Origin of the sequence: Sporosarcina soli, assembly GCF_042655805.1 — a bacterium.
In the GTDB taxonomy this organism is placed as follows: domain Bacteria; phylum Bacillota; class Bacilli; order Bacillales_A; family Planococcaceae; genus Sporosarcina; species Sporosarcina soli.
In genome coordinates this window covers 1-21,139 of the sequence record NZ_JBHSNO010000010.1, presented here as the reverse complement: position 1 = coordinate 21,139, position 21,139 = coordinate 1, and the positions used below count along the sequence as shown (strand labels likewise).

Genomic DNA, 21,139 nt, shown 5'->3' with positions numbered 1-21,139 from the left:
AATACAGAGATCATCTTCTTAATACTGCCTAGGCTTTTTAAAAATGTCCTTTACAAGGGGTACAGTTTAACTTGACCTACAGGCTTTATTAACGAAAAAGAAAGATTGGCCTCAAAAATATCCAAAGAAAAATCATTCCGTCAAGTTCCCGAATCTTTCCATAGAAAACTTGGCAAACTGCAACTATGCTGAAGTTGTTTGGCGAAATGGAGCGTACTGGTTTTGTTATACCATTTCGGTGCCTGAAAAGGACATTTCAACGTATCCTTTTAAAGCAGCCGGAGCAGATTTAGGTGAAATCCATGCAGTGACGGTCTCAACAGAAGAAAAAGCGTTATTAGTATCGGGACGAGCGATGCGCAGTATCTCGCAATTTCGTGCAAAAGCGTTAGCGGAATTGAGTAAATTAATGTCCCGCTGTAAAAAAGGATCCCGTCAATGGAAAAAATATCAGCAAGCAAGGGCGCGAATCCGGCAAAAAACAGCCAATCAATTGGCTGCGTTAGAACATAAAACAACGAAAGAAATTGTTGCCTTTTTAGAAGCGGAACAAGTGACCCATCTAGTCATTGGCGACGTTTCGGGCATTGAAAAAAACACCAAGAAAAAAGGGTCTAGAAAAACCAATCGAAAGCAGCGCCAACAACTATCCTTGTGGAATCAGGGAAAAGTAAAACAAAAGCTGACCTATAAAGCACAATTAAAAGGCATACAAGTGAAAGTAACGGAAGAAAGCTATACTTCACAAGACTGCCCGTTTTGTCATGGCCGCCATCAAGCAAACGGAAGAAACCTCAGCTGTTCTGTTCACAAAACAGAAATCCATCGCGATATCAACGGCGCGCAAAACATTGCACGCAAAAAGTATCCGATGGCTGTCAAAACGATCCTCTCGGTTGTCTATAAGCAACCGGTGTGGTTAAAAAGGCACCTATCGTTCGAAGACAGACAAAAAATAAAGCATCCCAACGATCTGCCGAAACAAGTGAAACGTATCGCCGAGTGGACGGCGTAGTTGGCACAGACCTTGCCCTTTCGAAGGAGGAGTTCTTTCGAATGTTGTTCGCCCAAATTTCGCCTCTGCCTCCTCAATTGGGGAAGTGTAAGTGAAATGTTTGCGAAAAAGAATCCCATTGCTTTAGCTGTGGGAGTGGTCAAAGATTAATATGAGTCCCAACTTTATTGTTAATAGCTTTTTCGTAAAAATACTTTGCCACTACAATGTCTACAACTGCTAATCCTACTGATTTGAATAGCGTAATTTCCTTGTTACTTTCTCTTCCGTTTCGTTCTCCCTTTACAATTTGTCCAAGTTCTCCATAGATATCGTCTGCCTTAAAAATACCTTCTTTTATCGGAACTAATAAATCACCTGTTTCTTCCAGAGCCGCATCACCTGATTCAACCACCACTTTGTCCGCTAAAGAAATGGCATTGGACGGCAACTCTTGCATCGTAGGTCTAAATGATCCTACTGCATTAACATGAACACCAGGTTTCAACGATTCAGTAAATACCGGTGTTGAAGAGTTTGTTGTCGTAACAATAATGTCCGCTTTACGTACCGCTTCATTTGAATCTGAATATATTTGTACACGTTTACAAAATTCACTTCTGATGTACTTAGCAAATTCAACTGCTTTCTGTTCAGTTCTGTTATAAAGGAGAATCTCTTCAATGTCTCTAACAGCTAGTATCGCTTCAACTAGACCTTTTGCTTGTTCTCCTGTTCCGATAATACATAGTTTTTTTGAATCTCCACGCGATAAATATTTCGTTGCAACACCTGAGATCGCACCCGTTCTAATCATTGTTAAATGAGAACCTTCCAACAGAGCGATGGGTTCTCCATTTTCAAAATCCAATAGCATCACAACACCTGCTATTATTTTCTTACCTACCTCTTTGTTATTGGGAGCCACTGTTACCACCTTTAGTCCAACGTTACCAAGCCCTTCCGCTACAGAAGGCATCGTTAATAATGTATTTTGCCCCTTCCCAAAAGGAAGTACCGCACGAATCGGAGTAATCGTTCTTTGGGCTGAAAATTCACTTAAGGCAACAGCCACGCATTCAATGATTTCATTCATATCTACCAAACTGCTTTGTTCATCTGCATTGATAACTAACATGACTCCTCATCCTTTTCCATTTTTATTTAAAGATAGCTTCACTTCTTCCTCTAATTAGATATTTCTCCACTAATTCATAGAAACCCTCTTCCATTCAATCCTTTCATTATGAATGTAGAGTTCCTCTTTCCGGTATTTTACTGCTAGAAATGCTTAACGCGGATAATGAATCAGAACGGTACATTTTGCTACGCTATTTTCACTATTTCTGTATACGTGATTGCTTCCGGCTTCAAAAACAATCACATCTTCTTGATAGACTACATGTTTCTGTCCGTCTACTTCAATCTCTACCGTTCCTTCATTTACAAAAATAGTTTCTTCCACACCTGCGTTATGCGGTTCTGATATGTGTGCACATCCCGGTTCCAAAGTGATTGAAAAAACTTCGAACTGTTTTTCTGGATGAAAAGGGATCAGTGGATAGACGCGGTACTGCCCATTATTTTCATTGATCGGCTCTATTTCATTCTTCCTTATCACAGTCACTGCTGATCGTTCTTGGCTAATGAGCGAAGAGAATGATAAGCGCAACCCATTTGCGATTTTCCAAACGGTTGTTACGGTTGGATTCGACTCTCCTCTTTCAATTTGTCCCAACATTGTTTTACTAACCCCTGTTATTTCAGCCGTTTTTTCTAAACTCAATCCCCTTTCATTTCGAATGCGTTTAATATTTTTACCGATATTTTGATTGATTTGCTCCATACATGTACCTCCAATAATTAATTCCGTTATATTGCACAAAAATACGTTATAGATTATCATTGAACTATATAGCGTATATATATACACTATAACATACGAAATAGACAAAAAGGAGCAATTTGCTATGAAAAATAACGCTATCCTTTCAGGTGTTCATCAAGCGATCGGCAGCACACCAATGGTACACCTTTCTAGAATCACGGAGGGTCTTCAAGGTAATATTTTTGCCAAACTGGAGTATTTAAATCCTGGCTTCAGCAAAAAAGATCGCATTGGGCTTCAAATTATTGAAGAGGCTGAAAAAGCGGGAATCCTTAAGCCAAATCAGACCGTTGTCGAATTGACAAGCGGCAATACAGGAACTGGACTGGCTATTGTATGTGGTGTAAAAGGTTATAAATTTGTGGCGGTCATGTCAAAAGGTAATTCATTGGAACGAGCAAGAATGATGAAAGCGCTAGGGGCTGAGGTTGTGTTAGTAGACCAAGCACCCGGTTCTCCTGTCGGGCAAGTGTCAGGAGAAGACCTTGCCAAAGTGGAAGAAGTCGCCCAACAAATCACCAAAGAGCGCAATGCATTCCGTGCGGATCAGTTTAATCATATCGGCAATCTACATGCCCATGAATATCATACGGGAGAAGAAATGTGGGAACAAACGAACGGAGAAATTGATGTCTTTCTTGACTTTGCCGGTTCTGGTGGTACTTTTACCGGTTGTGCAAAAACATTAAAAAAGTACAAGTCCGATATCCGTTGTTATTTAGTTGAACCGGATTCCGCTTCCTTCTATTCTGGTAAGCTACTCTCGAATCCTAATCATAAAATTCAAGGTGGCGGTTATTTAATGGATTTGCCTCTTCTTGATAAAAATTTAGTAACAGACTATATCCATATTACAGATGAAGAAGCAACACAAGTCACAAGAGAATTAGCCCGAAGAGAAGGGGTATTTGCAGGATTTTCATCCGGAGCAAATGTTGCCGCTGCCTTGCAACTGCTTAGAGGAATAGAAAAAGGAGCCAATATTGTATTAACGATCAATGATTCCGGGTTAAAGTATTTAAGCACAGATCTATATGAATAACAATCAAATAGCAGCTGTCAGTAAATCTGATAGCTGCTATTCCTCAATTACGCCTCGGCGTAATTGCGTACAAATTATGTAGTTAGTATTCATAATGCTTCCGTGTCACGATAAGCAGAAAAAGCACTGGCACTGTAAATAGAATCATACCTAAAAAAGCTAATCCTGGTGAAACTTCATATAGATAACCTCCGAGCATGGTCAAAACTGCTGTACTGAAGCTGAGGGCAACAGCCGAATAAACCCCTTGTGCATTCGGAATTTGCTTCGTCGGCAAGTTTTTAGTGATGTATTGGATAAATGCAAAATGAGCGATGCCGAACGACACTGCATGTAAACTTTGGGAAAGCATAAAAATCCATATATTTGGAAATAAAAAGATCAGAATCCAACGAAGCGATGATCCAACCGCCGCCACGATGAATAAGGTTGAAGGCTTCCAACCTTGAAACAAGTGATCGGCTTTCGCGAAGTAAAGAATTTCAAAGATTACGGCAATATTCAGGATAAGTCCAATAGAATAATTGTTGACCCCCAAATCCTGTAAGTAGATAAAACCATAATTATAATAAGAAGCATGTGCCCCTTGCAACAATACAACGACAAGCAACACAATAGGAAAACTTCTCACTTGCCATAAGCCACGCATTGAAAGGGACTTCTTGCGATCCTTTGCCATCGGCTTTGCAAGCAAAACTGCCGGTGCCGGTTGTAAACACATAACCAACATTAAACAAAGCCCAGCAATCATACTCCATAAGATCGCCCGCTCCCCAAAATGACCTGTCACCATACTAATAATCAGCACTGAAATGACAAAACCGATCGAACCATACTTTCGACTTTTTCCATAATGGATGTTTCCTTGCTGTATAAGAACAGTCGCCGCACTTTCAACTGCAGGAAGCAGCGCTGGATAAACAGCGCTAAAGAGAACTGTAACGATAAAAAGCATGCTGAATGATGAAGTAGGTATATAGAGAAGCGTCGCGATTAGCGAACCGATTGTGAGAATCAGAAGGACCCGTTGGCCGCTCCAAAATTTTGAAACAAATGGAAAGGCAAACAGTGTCGAGACTCCCCTTGCCACTAATCCAAATCCCATGATAAGGCTGGCTTCTGGCACACTCAATTCTTTTGCCTGCACAAGCCATCCCGTCCAGTAAGGCAAAAACACACCCCATGTAATAAAAAACATAAAAAAATTCTGTGAAAGCCAGCGTTGCTGATTCATCATTCATCCCCCCGTAATGATTGAATCATAGCATGAAAATCCGCATAGGCATATTAAGATAGAGGGTACTTACAACCAATCATATAGATGTTATAAATGACCACTGCACAGAGGACGACATATAAAGGTTTCAACCAATTCGTCAATAGAAAGATAGCGCCGACTAGCTAGAAGAGGATCAAATCGATTATGGCATTGGAACTTCCCAGAATCCTAAATGGGATTTTGAAGTTTTATTTGAAGATCCAATTGTCGTCATTATGAGTTCACAACATCCATTCGCTCGGTTAAATCAAATTCCGCTAGAAGCGATCGGAACGACTCAATTTATTCTGCCCTATTTAAACTCGCATTTTGAAGTGCACAATATTTTTAAAAAGGAACAAATCAAACCTCATATCGCTTATCAAATTAGAGGAGACGAAACGATCATTTCAATGGTGCGAAACAACTTAGGAATCAGCCTACTCCCCAAGTTACAATTGAATAGTTGCACGGACGGCCTTGTGGCGAAGGACTTGGACAATCATTTTTTCAGACAGATTGGGATTTTATATTCGGCAAAACATTTGCATACACTTTCTGTTCATAAGATGATGCTTTTTATCAAGGAATGGAACAAGTAAAATACACTCGTTTTGCCGTAAAGTTCGATTACAATTTCCTGTAAAAAAAACAAAATTAGAGCCTGCTTTTGAAAAAATGTTCAAAAGCAGGCTCTAAATGATTGGTTCTAAACTCTTAGCGAGCCACGAAAACCTCTGGCAGCATAGTAGGAATCCGCACCGTTATGATACAAAAAGATATGATCGTAACGACGATCGCAAAAAAGAGCCCCACCGAGTTTTCGAATAGCGTCAGGGGTTCGCACCCAACTCGATGTTTTCAGATCGAAATTTCCAAGCTTTTGCAACGTCCGATATTCCTCTTCCGTTAAAAGCTCAATGCCCATAGTAGTCGCCAAGTCCATCGCGCTATTTTCCGGTTTATGTTTTTTCCTTGACTCCAGCGCTTCACGATCATAGCAAACACTTCTGCGTCCTTTAGGACTTTCCGCTACACAATCATAAAAAATATACTCGTCCTTCTTTTCATCATGACCAACAACATCCGGTTCACCACCGGTATTCTCCATTTCATTGAGCGACCATAGTTTTTCGGGATTTGCTTCCAACTTCGCTTGGATTTGAGCCCATTCAAGCCCTTCATGTCGGTTCATATGTTTCTCAAAACGGGCTTTTAATACGCTAAGTAATTCTTCTCGTTGCTCGAGTGGCAACTCCTTGTTGGTACTGTTTTCATTTTCTTTTGTCATGCTCGTGTCCTCCCTATTTTTATTTACCTTCTATCAACATCCATTAGTTCGGCAAATCAAGTTGCCAAGACACGCCAAAATGATCGTTTATCCAGCCGAATTTCTTGCTAAAGCCATAATTCCCTAACGGCATAAGTTCTGCTCCGTCTGTTTTTAGCTTCTCATACAGATTGTCAATTTCCTCTTCAGAATCACAAGTGATGTAAATGGAAAATGAAGGGGTAAACGCAAACTCATGTTGAATACCACTGTCAATGCACATGAATTCCTGTCCCTTCAAGGAAAATGTTGCATGCATCACGGTTCCTTCTATACCGCCCTCATTCGCACCGTAGCGAGAAATGCTCGTAATTTCCGAATCCTCAATAAGGGATGTGTAATAATTCATTGCTTCTTCTGCCTTGCCATCTTGAAACATCAAAAATGGGGTAACCTTTTTCATTATTTCCAACTCCTTCTAGTTGATTGTTTCAAGCTTGGCCTCAAAAGTAAAAATGGGGATTCCCTCTGGATATTATACGATAACAGAAGCCATTTAGCGATGAAAGCACGGCTGCCCTCGCTCCTTCTGAAGCGTCGAATAAGCCTTACAAAAGAGTTTTTCCAATTGAACAACGTTCGATAACGGTTTACTGAATAATTTAATGTCATCGTTTTAAAACTGTTCATTTCAGAATTTTTGATATACGACTTCTACAATTATGTTATAATGAGTTGTCAAAAAAGTGGGGGGGATTAATTGTGGAACTTCTAACTATGCTATCTTTTCTGGGCGCGGCAATCGTTCTTACCCTTGTGCCAGGACCAGATAACTTGTTCACTTTGGCACAGAGTATAGCGAAAGGGAAAAATGCAGGGATTTTTACAACACTAGGGCTTTGTACAGGATTGCTCGTCCATATTGTTGCAGCAACAATCGGCATTTCAGCAATTATTTATCAATCCAGCCTAGCATTCACGATCGTTAAATATGCAGGAGCCGCATACTTGTTATACCTTGCATATAAATCGTTTAGAGAGCAAGGTTCAACTTTCGATCTAGATAGCGCGGACTCTTTAGACTATAAATCTTTATACAAAAAAGGAATCATCATGAACCTTTTAAATCCGAAAGTATCTTTGTTTTTCCTTGCCTTATTCCCTCAATTTATTAATTACGAAAATGGGAATGTGCCCATTCAAATGCTTGTCTTAGGAGTCCTATTTCTAGCCCAAGCTTTCGTGATTTTCACTTTAATCAGTTTGTTTGCCGGAAGAGTGGGTTATTTCCTACGTAAAAATACATCATTATCAAAAAAGATTAACATGGTACAAGGGACTCTGTTTACAGTTATAGGGTTAAAAATCGCTTTTAGCCAAAAATAATAGTCTAAACATTCCTTCACAATCTGTTACAGCAAAACTTGTTATCCTAATCTCTGTGCCATCACTTTTTCTGTTTATTGATAATGAACTCTTCTTCATATAGCTGATCAATAGATGTTGTTGCACTTTGAAATAAAGTTTGATCAAAAAACTTACAAATCTATATTTCAAGATAAATAAGAAGAATCCATTTTGAAAAATGATTGATCAAAATGGATTCTTCTTATTCTGTGAAGCGAAGTACTAACGATTAATCATTTTTCGGGTAGAAAAGTCAATTACTTGAAATACCATTTCATCGCATTCGTGTAAAGAATTTTATCAACAGCTTGTGCATCAAAAATTCTCATTTTACCTCCCCTTTCTTTTCTAAATATTAACACCTAAGATACATAAGTTAAATTATGACTGTTCAATACAAAGTCATTAGTAATACTTATACACCCAACCTATTTAAAAAGGCGTACCTGTGCATGGTACGCCTCATTTCATGTCAGCCAAAATGTTGCAAGCAAGCCTACTATCCCGATGCCACTTAATTGTGCAAAATGATTTTTTATTTTGTAATGCTCTTCTTCTTGCAATCCAATTGATATCATTCCAAATACAATGATTAACAAAACCAAGAACATTTGGTAAGCTGCCACCAACATTCCTCTCCTCCGTTCCAAATGAATTGTTCGCAAAATCCTCCTCAAATCGTTTAAAAAAATACCGATGCGACAATCCTTTATAAAATTTCCCTTCGATTTTCCTCTATTCATTATCTGATTATTTCGTCACCGGATGCTAAATTCCTCTATTTCTCAAAAACTTTATGATGCAGTGCCGCCATTCCAGTTCACTTTTTACAGAAATCATAGACCATATCATAAAATACGCGATAAAAACCCTTGAAAGGCTTGGCCTATCAAAGGTTTATGCAGAGTCCAGAAAAAATGTTTTCTCCATTGTCACTCCACTTATTTTTTATAGAATAGCGAATCCTTAATGTATCGGGTTCATTGATTGACAAAAACAAAGTAAAAAGAAAGCTACAAAGAATTCAATGTTTCACGTAATTGTTCAGCCGCATAAAAAGCCTTTTTGTCTTGATATATATCCCCTGGTCTATTCCCTTCTCGGATAATATAGTAGGAGGAGATTCCCCTTATATAAAAGGATTACCGTTAATTCGGCAATTCAATTACATCTTTGACTTTGTCGGTCTCCCTTTTGAAGGCTATAGCTAGCATTTTGAACTTTGCTCAATCTAGTGTGACAGCTCAAATAAAAGCATTGGAAGAAGAGCTCGAAAAACCGTTATTTGAACGTTTAGGTAAACGTCTAACACTGACCGAAGCAGGAAAAGAGTTTAAAATATATGCAGAAAAAATCATTAAACTCAATGAAGAAGCAAAAATGGCTATCAGTGGAAATAAAGAGCCGTTTGGAACGCTTGTCATTGGCGCACAAGAGAGCCAATGTACGTATAGGCTCCCCACCATATTAAAAGAATTTAAAGATCAATACCCGTACGTAAAACTATTGTTTAAACCCGCCCATTCTGATGAGTTAGCAAGAAAGGAACTGATGAATGGTACGCTTGATGTCGCCTTCATTATGGATATAACAAAACCTGAAGATGCTTTGACGATCAAACCATTAATACAAGAAGATATTAAGTTGGTTGTTGCTCCAGACCATCCATTAGCTTCGAAGTCAGAGGTGCTTCTGAAAGACATTGAGCATGAAACACTGCTATTAACCGAAATGGGATGCTCCTACCGCACGCTTCTCGAAAAATCTTGTCACGCAGCAAAAGTTTACCCGGTAAATAAGTTTGAATTCGGCAGTATCGAAGCGATCAAGCAATGTGTAATTTCTGGATTAGGCATTGCGGCTTTGCCGACAATGGTTGTTGAACAAGATATTAAAACCGGAACAATGGCGGAATTAAGTTGGAAAAGTGATATTCCCCCTATTTCCACACATATCGCTTGGCATAAGGATAAATGGATGACTCCGCCTTTGGAAGATTTTATTGAACTGACTCAAAAAAGTTTCCTTAATAAAAATGCCTAACAATAATCCCATATCTTCGTATTTTTGCATATCAAAACGAGAAATCAGCCATCTATATGAAATGGCTGATTTCGTTTGCATTATTCGTATAAAGGTACTTCCCATCTCTCCTTGACTTCTTCATAACGCGTCACGGAGACGAGATGCAAGGTCAGTTCTTCCGGTACTTCTTCTAAGTCATACACTTTGAGATCGACGGTTGTTTGATAACGTCCATTTTTGTCTTTCTTAAACAGGATATTCTCGTTTCCAAAGGTTGGATAGGAATTCCCTTTGTCATCCGTTAAGATCCAGGTACCAAGATCAGAGGCGGTTTCTTCCATGCCGCCTTCCATTTCAATCATAAAGACCGATTCCCTTTCAACCGGAATGAGCTCCTTCCGTAACGAATACTCTCCTTGTTTCTTTGCTTTTTTGATCTTGATAAAATTCCCTTCGTATTCAAACGACACAGGATTTCTTTTCAATTCTTTCGGTTTAAAGGTGATGGATAAATCGGAGGGAACTGTTTTATACACACCATCCAACACCAATGTGTTTTTAGGCTCCCCTTTTTGTGGTATGAATGTTTGGTTCCATGTCACTTGTCCAAGTTGTGTTCCCTCATTACCTGAACTCCCGGTTCGCATTAAATCCCCCGGTTGCCCTTCCTCATACAATAAAACTCCATGATTATTTCGGTAAATCGTTTTTTGATTTTCATTTTCGATATGGTATTCTAAAGCCGTTCCATATTTTCGAAGAGCCAGTTCATCTTTTACACTTTCTCCACCGATTTGCGCCTGCAGCTGTTGAACCTCTTTCCGGACCCGCGCTTGCTCTTCTTCTGTAAAACCTGTTTCATACGTTAATTCAGTAGTCGAAGGAGCAAATCGGATTTCCTTCATATCGATCGTTACACCTTGAAGGCTTGTTGAAGCATTATCTAATTGAACAATCTTTGTTAAGGTTTTATGTTTCGTCACATCAATTGGAACCTCTAAAGCCCAGTTCCCTTTCACGCCATTCAATTCCACTAAGTCAAATTTCACTGTAATTTTTTCCATTGCAGGCTGTTCCCCTATGGGAATTTCAACGATCCCATAGTCACTATCTTCCTGCCAGCCTGTGCCCATTCGATCAAGTGGCTCACCATTTTGATCGATGACCGTAATTTTATTATCGGATTCAGCTAGATTCAATTTTGTATCTTGAGCCTTGCCCTTCTGATTGAGCACTTGAAACGATAATGCCACACGCGAGGAATCGATGACAACATCTTCCACCTTGAATGTAATGCCATTATCTTGAACTTCCAAATTGACACGCTCCACTAAACCAGCCTCCGTTGCCATCCGTAACCCTTCATCTACAATCGCGGCATTGGAATCTGCTTGTTCCGGTGAAAACATGCCCCCAATCCAGTCGGCAAAACTTGGGTTCAGTGTAGCACTGACACCAAGTGCCAGCACGACTCCTGCTGCGGATAAGAGAATTCGTTTCCAAGGCTTGCTTTTCTTCCGCTGAATCTTCTGCTCATAAGGCTCCAGCTGATCCAGAACCATAGCAGTGAAATCATCTGGCAATGTCGGGGTTTGCAATGTTTCTTTGATAAAATGCTGTTCACTTTCAAAAGCTGCGACAACACGCTGGCATTTCGTACAACTTTTAACATGGTTCCCGATATCCTTATATGCTTGTCGATCATCAACATATTGTGAAAGTTCATCTACAGTCGGACACTTCATGAAAATTCCCTCCCTCTCGTTTAACAATCTCTCTCAATTTCTTCTTGGCCCGATGGAGTTTATTGCGGACAGTGGCTAGTGAAACATCCACGAGATCACCAATTTCTTGATAACTGAGTTCATTGACATAACGCAATAAAATAATGACGCGTTCATCTTCCGGCAGCGTGGCAATTAGCCGTTCCAGTCTTCTACTCTCCTCATTTTTAAAAAAGAGCAGTTCCGGTGTATCTGCGCAGATCATCGTTCCTTCCTCTATTTCAATCTGTTTCATTTTATAGCGCTTTTTGCGAAATTCATCCATACAATGATTGATAGCCACCCGATACAACCAACTCGAAAATGAACCTGTCTGATCGTATTTTCCAAGTTGTTCATAGACTTTGATAAAAGCTTCCTGCACTAAATCTTGGGCATCATGCGGGTTTTTCGTCATACGCAATATCGTTGCATATAATGGGTTCTTATATTTATTAATAATATGTGCGTAGCTTTGTTTGTCTCCAGCTAGCACATCTCTGATCCACTGCTGTTCTTCTTGCATCGTAAACCTCCTCCCTTAAACGATCATGCGCATGTCTCGTTTTGGTACTTCACCCAGTATAACGGGTCGAGGCATCGAATCATTTCACTTTTTAGGAAAATAAATAAAAAACATCCCACACAAATGGATTCTCCATTGCGTGGGATGTTTCTCTTTTTGCTTTTCATTTTTAGGCAATCCAATCCTCTTTCGGAATATCATGCGCTTCTTTCTTCATATAGTAACGGCCTTTTGTCGCTACTCCAAGGACAACGGTCAAAATCGATGCCATCAGTAATGCGAAAAACGCTGCCGTACTTTGTAGGAATGTGCCCATGTAACCGAGTGCTGCAATCGTTCCGATCAAAGTTGGTACGATTAACGATACAACACCGACGGGATTCCATTTGTATAAATTTTCCTGTCTCGACTCATAATAGCGAGGGCTGATTTTCAACCATTTCTTGAGAACCAATGCGTCCGTCACCAGAACCGCTGCCCAGCTCATCAATGCAACACCTTGGAAAGTCATAGCTGTATCAAGATGGTCAACGATACCGCCAAGCATCAAAATCATTGCAATGACTCCTGCCACCACGACCCAGAAGCGGCGACCTGGCGTAAAGCCGAACATATTTTCAAAAAAGCTTGACAGCGACAGCGAGCTACTGTAAATATTGGTAATGTTGATGCGGACTTGTGTCAGCACGGTAAACAGTACACCACCGAGCCCTAGCAGAACAACAATGTAGACACCCGGATTTGATTCTCCGAGTGTGACACCGAACCAAATACCGAGACCGCCCATTACGCCGAAACAGAAAATCTGCGGAATAAAACCGATGGCGATAGACCCGATTTTCAAGTCTTTCGGTTTTAGGAAACGTGCGTAATCCGAGGCGATCAACGCAGTTAGTCCCATAATGCCGTGCTGCATACCTATACATAATAGCAATGCGGTTCCACCAATTTGAACACCTTCAGGCATATAGGTCCAAAAACTGCCGTCGTAAAGGGACGGATGGTTAAACGCCATAATAATCGCTACGATTAAGAAGACACCGAAAATCGGCAATGACCATTTTTGTAGTTTGTCCAATTGTTTAATGCCGAACCAGTTTAATGGGATGACCAATGAACCAAAGACGACAATCAAGAGCCATAGGGGAATGGCGGGGAAAAATGCATGGACCGCAGCGACTAGAATCATGCCTTCAAATGCACAATACATGATAAAATTCGATGCGTAGATTAATGAGGTTAACGAGGCCCCGATATAACCGAATCCTCCGCGGGATAATAAGTTGACGTTCATGCCAGATTTGGCAGACAAATAAACAATGATGCTTCCAAGGATGCCTGCAACGATAATTGCGTAGCTTGCCGAGATGATGGCGTTGGCCGCTCCAAATTGTAGTGCCATGACACTCCCCATTTGGAAATAGAAAATCGCGGTTGCGATGCCAAAGGTGATGTTGGTGATGCTGACCCATCCCATTTTACGTTCTTCACGCGGGACTCGGTCAAATGAAAAGTCGCCTGTTGTTTCTCCGTCTTGGCGCATGTCTTTTTCTCGTAAGTTTTTTTCGCGTATGTCTTTTTCTCGTAATTTGTGATCTGCGGTAATTTCAGATCGCATTCAACCAGATCCTTTCTTCCTTCAAGTGTAGATGTCTTTGTCTCCGGGAATTTTAGACTGGGTTAGGCTGTATGTTATGTTATTGGGGAAAAGGCAGTTTTCAAGCTATGGGGGAACAGCATTCTGTTGATTCACCAAAGACAAAGGAGCTGAGAGTTATTTCCACCAAAAAAGCTGTTAAAGCGGATTAACTCACCCTGTTTTCTATTTTAACATAATTTAACGTAAATATTGGGCTCTCCGCCCCAACTCGTTCTAAAGACCTATCAAAGCTCCACTTAGCATGGAAACGTATGTCATCATCCAAGTCTGTTAATTTTAAAGTCAAATAACTGTTTTAAAAAATAAAAAATATCCCACTCAAATGAATTTTCTTCAATAAGTGGGATGCTTTTCATTTACTTTTTCGTTGTATAATACGCATTCAATTCTTGATAATACTTATTTAACGATGAAGTAGATACTTCAAACCATTCGGCAATTTCCTTGACGGTTAGTTGAAGCGGTTCAAATAAGGCATTTTCCTGACCGAATCGTATTGCACCAGCCGCAATTGCAACCTCTTTTCGCGCATTTGGTTGTTGCTCCACTAAATAGTCTTCGACAATTTCCAATAGCTTCTCGGAATCCCGTTCTTTTTCATTTAGAAACTCGATCGCTTTCAGAAGGACGCCCGACTCGAAATTTGTAAATTCTTCACCTTCATATCCGTCCTCACCAAGCAACTTCCAAAATGTCATACCATTTTCTTTTAAAAATACGTTCACGGATTGAGTTTGTTGCGTTTGGAACTGTTTCGCAAACTCCCCGAACACTTTTTCGTGATCCGTCGGGAAGAAAATTAGGCTGGAAATCGCCAAGTAGTGATTTTCCTTGGATGTGCCATCCGGTAAAATGAAACAATAAAGATGAACACCGACGGGAACTGGCTTCTCGCTCTCTCGTCTCAGGAAGATCGTTTCACTTTCGAAAATACTTTTTACAGTCAGATACGTTTCTTCCACCGCGACGACCTCTCCAATGAAAGCACGCGGACTGTTCCAAGTGTTCAGTACTTCTAAGACAGATGGACGGACAATCTTCTTGCGTTGTTTTTCCAAATAATTCGTCCAAATGTCCGGCTTGTGATGGAAGAAGAATTCATCTAGCACAATGGCTTCAATCATTTCCTCTACCAAATAGGTTGCCAGCTTCTCTTTCCATTTCTTTGCAATATCCAAATAAGCATGTACATCACGGCGTTCCGGATACTCTTCATAAAAGACCTGCAAGATTCTTTCCAATTCTTCCGCTTGCGCTACTTCTATTGAAAATGTCGCTTTCGCTTCACAACATTTCTTATATTTTTTTCCGCTACCACACGGACAAGGCTCATTACGACCTACCATACAAACACGTCCTTTAACTACTAAAAATCATAGTCAAGCTTAACATGTTTATATATAAAAATTAAGTAAAAATAATACGGAGATTGACATTCACTTTTATCTCAAAAATCAAAACAGTCTATCATAATGAACTTCCTCAATCTCATTTGATTTGCAGTTTACTGAAATAATCAACTATTCCCATCGCACTTACTTCCATGTCCAGCTTAATGATCTCCATTTCTTTGTGGTCATCCGCCACACCTTGCTCTTTTAAGTAATTCTTTACACGCTTTAATAAGCTTTCCGCAAGCAATTCAGGGCCACCTTCTTCGGCCACAACAGTTTGCGCTTCTTCCATGAAGACCGTTAGCCATTCGGAAACTTGTCGAAGTGCCTGCTCCGGTTCAGCCGTCATTCCATAATGTCCATAGTAAATGGCATCCAACTTCATCGCTAGCATACGGTCAATCGCATGTTGCATCGCTTCGGGATCGAATTGATTTGGTGAAGTCGATGGCAGGTAGAGCTGGACACCATCACGGATCAATTGCGAATAACGAACACCAACCGTGTCGCCCGTAAATAGCCCATTACTGACTGGGTCATAAATACTGAAATGATGTTTTGCATGTCCAGGCGTATCCAAAAATTCCAAAGTACATGCGGAGCCAATCTTCAATGTATCTCCTTCCCCTTTAATGAGCAGTCGATCTTCAGAGATAGGTAGAATAGGGTCAAATAATTCCGAAAACTTATCTCCGTATACCGCCTTCGCTCCGGCGATCAATCTTGCTGGATCTGCCAAATGCCGCGCTCCTCGCGCATGCACAATCACTTGGGCATTCGGACAATCTTGCAGCAAGAGCCCAACCCCGCCTGCATGATCCAAATGGATGTGTGTCACAATGATATATTTCACCTGATCGAGCGAAAACCCTAACGTTTGCAATCCATCTTTCACATGCTTTACGGATGGACTTGGGCCAGTTTCTACAATGGTCAGTTCCTGTTCATTAATCACATACGTGCCTGTCCGTTCCGGAACACCCATATCATAGCAGTCTATTAAATAGACTCTTTCGTTCAGTTGGATTGGTTCTTTTTTTGACATACTTGACTCCCCCTCGAAAAGATAGATAAGTATAAACTTTCCATCAATTATAGCACATCACCTTACTTCCTGCTTTTTGCTTGCACTCGTTAAGTATTTGCTCACACTCCTTGTCAAGTTGCTTGCAACTCAGGACTTTCGAACCGAAGCAAATCGATGTGTAAACCCTTTTTTGCTGGTAGCAATAAAAAAACAACCGTTATAAAACGGCTGTTGTAAAAGGAAATCCTTATTTCACTGTCTCCCCCTCGCGTCTAAAGAAACCATAAATCCCCACTGTTTGTACGATGTTTGTGAAGGCATTCGGATCGACTTCCTTAATAATCGTTTCCAAATCATACAATTCATAGCGCGTAATGACGAGATACATCATGCTCTTATCTTCTCCTGTGTAAGCACCTTTAGCGGGAAGAATGGTGATGCCGCGTACCATTTTTTGATGGATCGCTTTCTGCAACTCATCCGCTTTACGTGTCACGATCATAGCCGTTACCTTTTCATGGCGTGTATGAATCATATCAATGACTGCCGTTGTTACATATAATGTCAACATCGTATATAACGCATTTTCAGGCTCGTATACGATTCCTGCAAGAACGATGATGATTCCGTTCAGAATTAAAAAGTAAGTGCCGATCGGTTTATCTTGCAATCGTGATAACACCATCGCTACAATATCCATACCGCCTGTTGAAGCCCCCAATTTCAACGATAATCCGATACCGACTCCAGCAATGACTCCACCAAATACGGCATTTAAAATAATATCGTTTGAAACAGACAAGACCGGTAAAATTTCCATAAAAAGCGTTGCAAATATAACAGAAACAATGCTATAGATGGTAAACCCTCTTCCCACTTTGAACCACCCTAATATGATAACGGGAATGTTGAAGATGAATAAGAGGATTCCAGTGCCAATTGAAATGTCCAGATAATCTGCAAAGACACTGGAAGTCAGCTGTGCAGCACCTGCAAACCCACTTGAATAGACGTTGGCATTGATCAAAAAAAAGTTGAGTGATATGGCCAATAAGAATGACCCAAAAATCACGACGGCTATCCTTTTTGCTTCGATAAAAAACATAAGTACCTCCTACTGGTGTGAATGGCGGTAAATCGAAAATATTTTTCGTTACTCCAGCCTGTAAATCTTTAGAGACCTATTGTACCGAATTTCATATCAAAATGGTACATTTATGAATGCAAGAAAGCGCTAAGTACCCGTTTGTTTTAAGAAAAGTAAAAAGCCCCCATCTGATCAGACAGTCTAATCAGATGGAAGGCGCACGCACGAATTCTTAAAGCATTTTTAACAAAGCCTGTTCTCCACTCATGCCTACATGAATTCCTCGTTCTTCCGCTTCCAGTGTCACTGATTCAAGCGGTGCTTTCAGCAATTGCTCGATGGTCTTCACACCGACCGCTCGCCCTGCGATGATTTTTCGGTCCTGTAACTGTGTATTCAGCAACCCGACGTCCAACGCACCACACATAATATAGCCGTTGTCATTCGAAACGGTTAATAAAGTCGTCTTAGGCAATCGGACGGTCACCGCCGTAAATGTGTAACCTTCAAGTACAATCGGCTCCATTGAAATCATCCTACCCACCCCTTCCTTCTCTATACATATGGGGAAATAGGAGAAGTTGTTCAAAGGACCTTATGAATGGGCGATAATTGCGGGCAGTAATCTGCTTTACTTGTTTTCATCGTGCTCTCTCTTTTTCTCTTTCTTTTTCTCTTCTTTCTTCTTCTCTTTTTCTTTTTTCCGTTCCTCTTTCTTTTTTTCCTTTTCGTGCTTCTCTTTGTCCTTTTCTTTTCGTTTCTCTTTCTTCTTATCCTTCTTGTCTTTCTCTTTCTCTTTCTCTTTCATCTTCTTTTTCTGTTTTTCCAGTTCTTTTTTCTGTTTCTCGACCAATGGTAGTGCAAATGCTTTGGTAGGGTATTCACTTATGGATTTCGTCAAGATTTGTTGAAAAATTGCAGGTACCGTGTAACTGCTCGTTGTCGTCAAATAATGTTCGGCATCGGTTTTATCATACCCTAACCAAATCGCCCCAACGATATCGGGTGTATAGCCTACAAACCAATGATCCTTCGATCCATCTGAACCCGAAAAAGGAAGTTGGGTTGTACCGGTTTTACCGGCGACTTCCAAACCTGCAATTTGCGCTTTCTTGGCTGTGCCTGATTCTACAGCACCTAGTAACATATAGGTGATTTCCTGAGCAACTTCCGGTTCTGTCACTTGAACAGATGTTTCATGCCACTTCCCGATGGTTTCACCTTCGGAATCTTTGATTTCCGTAATGGCATGGGCTTCCATCATCACCCCGTCATTCGGAAAAGTGGAAAAAGCTTGAGCCATCAACAGCGGGGATGTCCCCTGATGCAAGCCCCCTAACGCTAAGCCCAGATTCGCATCATTGTCGTCCAAACGGATTCCAAATCGTTCTACGGTACGTATGCCTTCCTCAATTCCAATTTCATGCAAGAGCCAGACAGGAGGAATATTATAAGAATTGACAACGGCATCATACATAGTGACTTGCCCACGAAATTGTCTATCAAAATTTTGTGGCGAATAGCCATCAATATTAAGCGGTGCATCAATAAGCAAATCAGAAATCTCATAACCTTTCTCTAATGCAGGCGTGTAAGCCGCAATCGGTTTCAATGCTGATCCCGGCTGTCTGACTAACTCGGTGGCATTGTTAAAACGTCCATACGTATAGTCTCCCCTTCCACCGACAAGCGCTTGAATGCCACCCGTTTTTGGATTCAAGAAGATTCCACCACTTTGGATAAGTTGATCTGGCTTACTAGCAGGAAAATTGTTATCATCCCGATAGACTTCTTCAACCGCATCTTGAATAACAGGATTCAATTCTGTATAAATATGTAGGCCGCCAGCTAGCACTTCGTTTTTTGTCAGGCCATACTTTGTTACCGCCTCATCAACGATATGATCTATATAATACGGGTATTTCCCTGTATAATTCGGCAATGTTTTATCTGCCAACAAGATTTTTTCTTCGATTGCCCGTTCATAATCAGCCTGGGTAATATAACCTTCGTTTTTCATTAATGATAATACGATATTTCTTCGTTTTACCGATTTCTCCATGTTTTTGTAAGGAGATAAGTGGGTCGGCGCTTTTATCACACCGGCTAACGTGGCAGATTCGTTTAAGGTTAATTGGCTGACATCTTTTCCGAAATAGACGAGTGCAGCACGTTGAACACCCCATGCTCCTTCACCAAAATAGATTTGATTTAAATAACGTTCCAGTATCTCATCCTTTGAGTAGTCCCGCTCAATCTTTTTAGTCAGAATCAGTTCTTTAAACTTCCGCTTATAGGTACGTTCGTGGGATAAAAAAACATTTTTCGAAAGCTGTTGCGTGATTGTACTACCTCCTGCAACCACTTCTCCTGTAAACAAATTTTGCGCGAATGCCCGTGCGATGCCGAAGTAATTGATGCCGTTATGTTTATAAAATTGTTGGTCCTCAGTAGAGATGATCGCCTCTATCAACTCTTTTGGAATTTGTTCTAAGCGGACACCTTCGATTTTAGAATGCGAAATCTTACTAGCAATCTCTCCGTTTTGATCATAGATAAAGGTAGGTCTTGGTTCCGGTTCTTCTAATTTACTGACATCACTTGAACGAATAAAAAAGTTCAAGATCAATAGACCACACAGAAGCACGGCAATACCACTGATGAAAAGTAACTTTATCAGTTTTTTAGTTTTAAACCATCTCCTTAATCTATCAAACCTGTTCCGTTGTTTCCGTTGTTGCCTTTGTTCCATTCTTCCCAAATGAATTCCACCTTTTTTATCGCAAAATAAATAAAGAAAGAAAACCATTGCTTCTTTCAATACAAAACTTCATTTTAGCATATTATTCGCATCAAAAAGTGAAACTTTCTTTGGCTTCAATCGTAAAATAGGTTAGACTAGGTATGATGGATGTACTTTAAGTTCATACGAAATTGATGGAGGGTATAGAACATGAAAAAATTATTTGCGGCATTACTCGTGCTAACGCTTCTTGTATCACCGATCGGAAACTATGTTTTCAATGATCACCCAACTGCAGAAGCAAAACGCTACAAATCAGGGAAGAAAAGCTTCAACACCAATAATAGCAACAATAACCAAACAAACCAGATCAACAAATCGAACAGCCAAACGAAAAAGGACGACTCTTCAACAACTGCTGCCAAATCATCCAACACAAACAATAAAGGCGGCGGCTTTATGAATGGCGGTCTGATGAAGGGACTATTCATCGGTGGTCTTGCCGGCTTGCTATTCGGTGGCCTTTTTGCCAATATGGGCATGCTCGGATCGATCCTTGGCTTTGCAATCAATGCCATCGCGATTATCCTGATTGTCGTCATCATCAAGAAAATATTTGACCTGATGAAAGCTAAAAAGAAAAAAGAGGAAGTTAACCCATGGAACAGCTAATGATTCCGGAACAAGACATTATCAATGCCATTTGCCTTTACTATGCGCGCAAAAAATATGCCCTTCCTGAAGATGTAGAAGTGGAGCTTTACTACGATGATGAGGATGCACAACCCTTTTCCGCAGAAGCTACGGTAAACGGACAGAAACAAGTGTTCATGACTTCAGACATCATTGCGGCATTACGTTTATGGATAGAGGAATATCTGAACAGAGATCCTTTCGCTACAAGCATCGACCTAAAATTCGATGAAGAAGAAGGGATTGTCGCAGCAATCGATTAAAGCGACTTCCATAGAAAAAACAGCCATTCATGATCTGCCCCGTAAATGTTAGACACCAAACTAACATTTACGGGGTGTTTTTATGTCTAAATATACAGT

The 21,139-nt window shown here is 40.4% G+C and carries 18 protein-coding genes and 4 pseudogenes; 8 read left to right on the top strand and 14 right to left on the bottom strand.

Translation table 11 applies throughout. The features are described from left to right. Positions 1–145: 145 nt before the first annotated feature. Positions 146–1,015 (top strand): annotated as a pseudogene (locus tag ACFPRA_RS18345) (RNA-guided endonuclease InsQ/TnpB family protein); the annotation flags it as partial. 139 nt (positions 1,016–1,154) lie between these two features. On the opposite strand, the gene ACFPRA_RS18340 reads toward ACFPRA_RS18345, so the two are convergent. Next, complete coding sequence (locus ACFPRA_RS18340; protein ID WP_381437932.1) at positions 1,155–2,132, bottom strand: ornithine cyclodeaminase family protein; 978 nt, start codon at positions 2,130–2,132, stop codon at positions 1,155–1,157. 153 nt (positions 2,133–2,285) lie between these two features. Continuing rightward, positions 2,286–2,840, bottom strand: a complete 555-nt coding sequence (locus ACFPRA_RS18335; RefSeq protein WP_381437929.1) for a helix-turn-helix domain-containing protein — start codon at positions 2,838–2,840, stop codon at positions 2,286–2,288. A 124-nt stretch (positions 2,841–2,964) separates the two neighbouring features. On the opposite strand from ACFPRA_RS18335, the gene ACFPRA_RS18330 reads away from it, so the two are divergent. Continuing rightward, on the top strand, positions 2,965–3,924 hold the full coding sequence (locus ACFPRA_RS18330; RefSeq protein WP_381437926.1) for a PLP-dependent cysteine synthase family protein: 960 nt from the start codon (positions 2,965–2,967) through the stop codon (positions 3,922–3,924). A gap of 82 nt (positions 3,925–4,006) precedes the next feature. On the opposite strand, the gene ACFPRA_RS18325 is transcribed toward ACFPRA_RS18330, so the two are convergent. After that, positions 4,007–5,158 carry an MFS transporter gene (locus ACFPRA_RS18325; protein ID WP_381437924.1) on the bottom strand — a complete coding sequence of 384 codons (1,152 nt, stop codon included), beginning with the start codon at positions 5,156–5,158 and terminating at the stop codon, positions 4,007–4,009. Between the two features lie 179 nt (positions 5,159–5,337). Here ACFPRA_RS18325 and ACFPRA_RS18320 point away from each other — a divergent pair. Beyond that, positions 5,338–5,784: pseudogene (locus ACFPRA_RS18320) on the top strand (LysR family transcriptional regulator substrate-binding protein); the annotation flags it as partial. 107 nt (positions 5,785–5,891) lie between these two features. Here the strand turns inward: ACFPRA_RS18320 and ACFPRA_RS18315 are convergent. Together ACFPRA_RS18315 and ACFPRA_RS18310 are read right to left on the bottom strand one after the other, a co-directional pair. Then, positions 5,892–6,473: a DUF4256 domain-containing protein gene (locus ACFPRA_RS18315; RefSeq protein WP_381437921.1), complete on the bottom strand. Its 582-nt coding sequence runs from the start codon at positions 6,471–6,473 to the stop codon at positions 5,892–5,894. A 43-nt stretch (positions 6,474–6,516) separates the two neighbouring features. Further along, positions 6,517–6,915 carry a VOC family protein gene (locus ACFPRA_RS18310; protein WP_381437919.1) on the bottom strand — a complete coding sequence of 133 codons (399 nt, stop codon included), beginning with the start codon at positions 6,913–6,915 and terminating at the stop codon, positions 6,517–6,519. A 299-nt stretch (positions 6,916–7,214) separates the two neighbouring features. On the opposite strand from ACFPRA_RS18310, the gene ACFPRA_RS18305 reads away from it, so the two are divergent. Then, positions 7,215–7,838, top strand: a complete 624-nt coding sequence (locus ACFPRA_RS18305) for a LysE family translocator (RefSeq protein WP_381437917.1) — start codon at positions 7,215–7,217, stop codon at positions 7,836–7,838. Between the two features lie 488 nt (positions 7,839–8,326). Here ACFPRA_RS18305 and ACFPRA_RS18300 read toward each other — a convergent pair whose 3' ends face one another. Continuing rightward, positions 8,327–8,491: a hypothetical protein gene (locus ACFPRA_RS18300; protein ID WP_381437914.1), complete on the bottom strand. Its 165-nt coding sequence runs from the start codon at positions 8,489–8,491 to the stop codon at positions 8,327–8,329. A 480-nt stretch (positions 8,492–8,971) separates the two neighbouring features. Between ACFPRA_RS18300 and ACFPRA_RS18295 the strand changes: the two are divergent. Continuing rightward, positions 8,972–9,064 (top strand): annotated as a pseudogene (locus ACFPRA_RS18295) (flavodoxin family protein); the annotation flags it as partial. A 1-nt stretch (position 9,065) separates the two neighbouring features. After that, positions 9,066–9,902, top strand: a pseudogene (locus ACFPRA_RS18290) (LysR family transcriptional regulator); the annotation flags it as partial. 80 nt (positions 9,903–9,982) lie between these two features. On the opposite strand, the gene ACFPRA_RS18285 reads toward ACFPRA_RS18290, so the two are convergent. The 8 genes from ACFPRA_RS18285 to ACFPRA_RS18250 form a co-directional block, all read right to left on the bottom strand. Continuing rightward, positions 9,983–11,629, bottom strand: a complete 1,647-nt coding sequence (locus ACFPRA_RS18285) for a DUF4179 domain-containing protein (protein WP_381437912.1) — start codon at positions 11,627–11,629, stop codon at positions 9,983–9,985. Next, positions 11,607–12,173 (bottom strand): RNA polymerase sigma factor, encoded by a 567-nt coding sequence (locus ACFPRA_RS18280; protein ID WP_381437909.1) that lies wholly within the window; start codon positions 12,171–12,173, stop codon positions 11,607–11,609. The genes ACFPRA_RS18285 and ACFPRA_RS18280 overlap by 23 nt, the downstream gene beginning before the upstream one ends. 169 nt (positions 12,174–12,342) lie before the next feature. Next, entirely contained in the window at positions 12,343–13,791 is a 1,449-nt protein-coding gene (locus tag ACFPRA_RS18275; protein WP_381437907.1) for a purine-cytosine permease family protein, read from the bottom strand. 398 nt (positions 13,792–14,189) lie between these two features. After that, positions 14,190–15,179: an SEC-C metal-binding domain-containing protein gene (locus ACFPRA_RS18270; protein ID WP_381437905.1), complete on the bottom strand. Its 990-nt coding sequence runs from the start codon at positions 15,177–15,179 to the stop codon at positions 14,190–14,192. Between the two features lie 142 nt (positions 15,180–15,321). Further along, on the bottom strand, positions 15,322–16,272 hold the full coding sequence (locus tag ACFPRA_RS18265) for an MBL fold metallo-hydrolase (RefSeq protein ID WP_381437902.1): 951 nt from the start codon (positions 16,270–16,272) through the stop codon (positions 15,322–15,324). 229 nt (positions 16,273–16,501) lie between these two features. After that, positions 16,502–17,359 (bottom strand): YitT family protein, encoded by an 858-nt coding sequence (locus tag ACFPRA_RS18260; protein ID WP_381437900.1) that lies wholly within the window; start codon positions 17,357–17,359, stop codon positions 16,502–16,504. A 214-nt stretch (positions 17,360–17,573) separates the two neighbouring features. Then, positions 17,574–17,876: a YunC family protein gene (locus ACFPRA_RS18255; RefSeq protein ID WP_381437898.1), complete on the bottom strand. Its 303-nt coding sequence runs from the start codon at positions 17,874–17,876 to the stop codon at positions 17,574–17,576. A gap of 96 nt (positions 17,877–17,972) precedes the next feature. Further along, a complete protein-coding gene (locus tag ACFPRA_RS18250; RefSeq protein ID WP_381437936.1) occupies positions 17,973–20,093 on the bottom strand; it encodes a transglycosylase domain-containing protein in 2,121 nt (706 codons plus the stop codon). 201 nt (positions 20,094–20,294) lie between these two features. Here ACFPRA_RS18250 and ACFPRA_RS18245 point away from each other — a divergent pair, with 201 nt between their 5' ends. Both ACFPRA_RS18245 and ACFPRA_RS18240 read left to right on the top strand, forming a co-directional pair. Next, entirely contained in the window at positions 20,295–20,756 is a 462-nt protein-coding gene (locus ACFPRA_RS18245) for a hypothetical protein (protein ID WP_239389453.1), read from the top strand. After that, positions 20,744–21,040: a DUF2653 family protein gene (locus tag ACFPRA_RS18240; protein ID WP_381437894.1), complete on the top strand. Its 297-nt coding sequence runs from the start codon at positions 20,744–20,746 to the stop codon at positions 21,038–21,040. Before ACFPRA_RS18245 ends, ACFPRA_RS18240 begins: the two co-directional genes overlap by 13 nt. The last annotated feature ends 99 nt before the right edge of the window (positions 21,041–21,139 follow it).